Source organism: Vibrio genomosp. F10 str. ZF-129 (genome assembly GCF_000287055.2).
Lineage (GTDB): Bacteria > Pseudomonadota > Gammaproteobacteria > Enterobacterales > Vibrionaceae > Vibrio.
The window spans coordinates 1-1,905 of sequence record NZ_AJYQ02000134.1 but is presented as its reverse complement, the minus strand read 5'-3'; the positions used below and the strand labels follow the sequence as shown (position 1 = coordinate 1,905).

Annotated in this window: 2 protein-coding genes; both read left to right on the top strand. The window is 40.3% G+C overall.

Features of this window, described 5'->3' with window-relative positions; all coding sequences use genetic code 11:
- Window positions 1-45: 45 nt before the first annotated feature.
- On the top strand, window positions 46-1,134 hold the full coding sequence (locus tag A1QO_RS18230) for a hypothetical protein (RefSeq protein WP_017040963.1): 1,089 nt from the start codon (window positions 46-48) through the stop codon (window positions 1,132-1,134).
- Between the two features lie 138 nt (window positions 1,135-1,272).
- Window positions 1,273-1,788 carry a GNAT family N-acetyltransferase gene (locus A1QO_RS18225; RefSeq protein WP_017040962.1) on the top strand — a complete coding sequence of 172 codons (516 nt, stop codon included), beginning with the start codon at window positions 1,273-1,275 and terminating at the stop codon, window positions 1,786-1,788.
- The last annotated feature ends 117 nt before the right edge of the window (window positions 1,789-1,905 follow it).

Sequence of the window (1,905 nt, the reverse complement as noted above, 5' to 3'; positions counted from 1 at the left end):
GCGTCGCTCACACCTTAATGCGGCGTTATATTTACGAGGGATATAGTGAAAACAATCGATTTAGGAAAGTACCAACAATGGGTTGCTGTAGTTGTTACAGGCATGATTACTACACCAGTAGTTCCCTTAGGACTTGGTCCTGACATGTATATTTGTAAAGTTAGTGATCTTCCAGAGTCAATGAAAAGTCCCTTCTCATCATCTTTAAAATCTTCGTTTGAAAGTTTTGGACTAGAAGCATCTGAAAAACTAACGCTAAATAACCCCAAATTGCTAATCGTACCAACAGTAAACATTGATGAAGATACAGTTAAAAATGCGCTTATTGTAGCGGATATGGCTTTGGCTCTATTTAACAAAAAGTACTTCTCGGCTAAAGCTCGATTTATTAATTGGGATCGCAGTCAAGGAAAGGCTATTGGAGTTGTTTGCAACGAAGGAAACTTTGAACCTATAACAAGCTCTAATTCTCCATTTGGTCCGGGTATTGTTAAGGCCTTAGAAACTGACGTTTGGGATTGGTTACTAGGTCATTTTCTAAGAGGGACATTAAATGATCTAGGTAAACGGATTTATAAATGCCTAGAGTGGGAACGTGAAGCACAGTTTTCCTCGCACATTACGCATAAGTTTGCATTTAACTGGATAGGTCTTGAAGCTATGTTGCCTGATAAAGAGTGCACGGACAGTGCTTTTGTTCGTAGGTATTGTATGGTTATCGGCGCACCAAGAGGTGCAGATTCCAAAGCAATCATGGATACTCTTGTCGACAATGAAAAATTCAAGTCAAATATCAATCCAATGGGGAAAGTGTGGGTTAAAGAAATTAAGGAAATGTATCAATATCGCTGTGCAATATTCCATGAGGGCTCTAGTGAACTTAACTCTGAAGACATAGATCCCAAGAGGGTTGAGTGGTATTACCATCTTACAAATACTTTAACTATGCGTGTCATAGGCTATGCAGTGCAGGCTTTAATTGATGGAGTTGAAACCATTGAAGACTTCTGGGCAAATTTTATGGTTAACCATCTTTTCAGTGATCAAAATCACTGGTTAAAAAATGGCACATTTCACCTTAATGATATTTTGCAACATGATTGGGAGAATGGTCAAAAATACTTCGAAATGTAAATATAACAAATTGCTGAAGAGTGACGGCTAACCTTTGGCGATTTTGGTTCGGTTGGGTTTAGTGATTGCGGTGGCTTTGCTCGGGTTTCGTGGTGGTTAGCCGCACCTTAGCAAGGCGTTAGGTGAATTGGGGGAATAATGCAGCAAGTTTTAGAAACAGAACGTTTAATCCTTAGGCCATTTGAACACTCTGATGCAGAGCAAGTATCTGTGTTGGCCGGTGATAAACGAATCGCTGAGATGACGGCAAACATACCGCATCCATATAAAGTTTCAGATGCAATTTCATGGATCGAAACACATGAAGTTGGCTTTGCCAGCGGAGAGAGCATTGTTTATGCGATTGTCCGTAAAGAATCGTTAGAGCTTATTGGAGCCGTGAGTTTGCCGAGCTTAAAAGATGGCCAAGGAATCTTGGGTTATTGGTTGGGCGTTGATTTTTGGGGGCAAGGTTATGCGACAGAAGCATCAAAGGCATTAATTGAGTACGCAAAAGAAAGTCATGGATTGCGAGAGTTAAAGGTCATGCATCTTGTTGGTAATGACCGTTCAAAGTCAGTTATCGATAAACTTGGTGTTACTTACGTAGAAAATCAAACACTTCGTATGCAAGGTGGTGAGAGAGAAGTTTGCATTTATCTTTCAGCGGTATAAATTCACCTAACAATCTGTTTAAGAGTGATTCGCAACGCGTGGCATTTTCACAATGCGTTGCTTTTAGTGTTTAAGGTGGTATGCGGGAGCTTCGGTATTGCGTTGCTCACACCTTAA

What these genes read in the sequence shown, in the direction of transcription:
- A1QO_RS18225 (WP_017040962.1), top strand. Translation starts at nt 1,273, where the DNA reads ATGCAGCAAGTTTTAGAAACAGAACGTTTAATCCTTAGGCCATTTGAA.